This is a genomic window from Tabrizicola sp., from assembly GCF_041911175.1.
GTDB lineage: Bacteria > Pseudomonadota > Alphaproteobacteria > Rhodobacterales > Rhodobacteraceae > Tabrizicola.
On the sequence record NZ_JAYRPN010000002.1, the window covers coordinates 1 to 2,123 of the forward strand.

The window sequence follows — 2,123 nt, forward strand, 5'->3', positions numbered from 1 at the left end:
AGGAACTGACCCGGCTGGCGGCCGTGCTGGATGGCGCCGAGGATCAGCGCGCCGCGGCGATCATCCGCATGTGCATGTTAACCGGCGCCCGGGTAGGCGAGGTCCGGACGGCCCGGTTCGAACAGTTCAACCTCGACTATGCCATCTGGTCGAAGCCTGCCTCGACCACCAAGCAGCGCAAGATCCACCGCGTGCCGATCTCGCAGGACGTCGCGGCCATCGTGCGACTGCGCCAGCAGGCGGTGCCGAGTGGCAACCCTTGGCTGTTTCCCGGCGACACCTTGGGCCAGCCCGTGCGGGAAATCCGCCGCTTCTGGGCCAAGGTGCAGAAGGACGCCGGGCTGGCCGACGTCCGCATCCACGACCTGCGCCACACCTTTGCCTCGCTCTTGGTCAGTGGCGGTGCATCGCTGGAAATGATCGGCAAGCTTTTGGGCCACAGCCAGATGCAGACCACCCAGCGCTACGCGCACCTTATGGATTCCCCCCTCCGCGCGGGCGTCGACACGGTGGCCAGCCTCCTGCGCCCGCGGCCGCGCCTGGTGCATAACGCGGCACAGGACGGAGCCGACCTGCCGAAATCGGCCTGACCCTCACGCGGCATCCTCGCCCCGCAACCTTCGCCAGAGCGAGGACAGCCGCTTGCGGATGGTGCTTTCATCCGGCACCTCGCCCGACTTCGAGTTCTGGACGAACCAGTCCTGCACCAACGAGACCAGCGCGGTCTGGGTGTCGGGCACCCCCTTTTCGAACAGAAACCACGTCAGCCACGCATACATCGCATCCCAATCGTAGCGCGGGCTGGCGCCGATGGTGGAGGCCGGGCGCCGCAGCAGATCGCGCTCCTCCTCGAAGGCTTGCAATGTTCCGGAATCCAGCAACAGGTCGGAGGACCGGACCAACAGTCCCTCGGCCGGATCGGTGATCTTGAGCCAGGTCTTGCTGCCGAGCGGCATGACCCGCCTGAGCCGCGCCTGCTCGTCGCTCGGGCCCATGCGCCGGAACATCCCCATCAGCTCCGCCATCGGTACCTGGACCATCCCGGCCACCGTCTCTTCGCCGCAGAGGACGGGCGGAATGCCCGCCACCACATGCAGATGCCCTGCCGCCGCCCAGCCCGCCACATCGGCCGGAGGGCAACCCCAGCGCACGGCGATTTCGTAGATCGAGAAGAATGCGACAGGCGGCAGAGGCATTGGGAAACTCCTTTCAGACATGCAGCATCCTTCGGCCAAGGCCGTCGGCATGCAGGTTACAAATGACCCGCCGTGCCGAGCACGTGGGCGTACCGGGGTTCAGAGCACGTCGTCGAGGAAAACCGCCTGTATTCCGGAGGCACACCGTGACCGGCGCGCGCATCCGACTGCGTTCGTCTTTTCGATTCTTATGGACTGCTCAGCCGTTAATCTACGCACCCAGAAGGCGAGCACGCAACCACAAACCCGTGATGCTCGCCTCGAACAAAGAAAGAACATGTGGATATCGTCGAGCGCCTGCGGAACCTGACCGGAACGCCCCATTCCGGCAATTCCGGCCCTGTCAGAAGCGACGAATCCCCCTGAGCGCCGGTCAATCGGCCCTCCCCGGAGAGAGTGGTGACGCTGGCGCATAGATCGCCGCCCGGAACCGGCACGGATGATGGCCGCGGAGGCGTTTGCCTTGTGTAGCTCCGACTCGCAGCAGCCAAGAAATCCCAATGAAATAAAGGGCGGAATAGGTCGGCCGCCTGCAATTCCACCTTCCGCCTGTCTTCCGGTCCTCGCGCTCTGCTTCGCTGAACCGACCCCCGCCAGAGGGGTGCCACGCGAATGGAGCAGCCGATGAAGGACATCCAGACCGATCTTGACGAGTGCATCCCCGACCTGCTGGCCGACTGGATCAGTCGAGAGCAGTTGGCCCGGGCGCTGGGCCTGACGGCCGACACGCTGTCCCGGTGGGAAGCCCGTCGCCAGGGGCCGCCGTGCACACGCATAGGTCGCAAGACCTTCTATCGCCGCGCCGCCATCCAGGAGTGGATCCGGGCCCAGGAACAGGCCCATCCGGTGCGCAAGACGCGAGGCCGGTCATGACCATCCAGCCCCGCAGTTCCGCATGGCCCGCCGACCGCGTGGCCGAGGCCCGCG

Annotated in this window: 3 protein-coding genes; 2 read left to right on the forward strand and 1 reads right to left on the reverse strand. The window is 65.9% G+C overall.

The features are described 5' to 3' along the window. Positions 1 to 590: site-specific integrase (locus tag ACE3P6_RS00220; RefSeq protein WP_374390914.1), on the forward strand; the 590-nt coding region annotated here is incomplete at its 5' end. A 3-nt stretch (positions 591 to 593) separates the two neighbouring features. Here ACE3P6_RS00220 and ACE3P6_RS00225 read toward each other — a convergent pair. Then, positions 594 to 1,196, reverse strand: coding sequence for a hypothetical protein (locus ACE3P6_RS00225; protein ID WP_374390916.1), 603 nt, complete (start codon positions 1,194 to 1,196; stop codon positions 594 to 596). A gap of 624 nt (positions 1,197 to 1,820) precedes the next feature. Between ACE3P6_RS00225 and ACE3P6_RS00230 the strand changes: the two genes are divergently transcribed. Then, positions 1,821 to 2,069 carry a helix-turn-helix transcriptional regulator gene (locus ACE3P6_RS00230; RefSeq protein ID WP_374390918.1) on the forward strand — a complete coding sequence of 83 codons (249 nt, stop codon included), beginning with the start codon at positions 1,821 to 1,823 and terminating at the stop codon, positions 2,067 to 2,069. Positions 2,070 to 2,123: the final 54 nt, after the last annotated feature.

What these genes read in the sequence shown, in the direction of transcription:
- ACE3P6_RS00225 (WP_374390916.1), bottom strand. Translation starts at nt 1,196, where the DNA reads ATGCCTCTGCCGCCTGTCGCATTCTTCTCGATCTACGAAATCGCCGTG.
- ACE3P6_RS00230 (WP_374390918.1), top strand. Translation starts at nt 1,821, where the DNA reads ATGAAGGACATCCAGACCGATCTTGACGAGTGCATCCCCGACCTGCTG.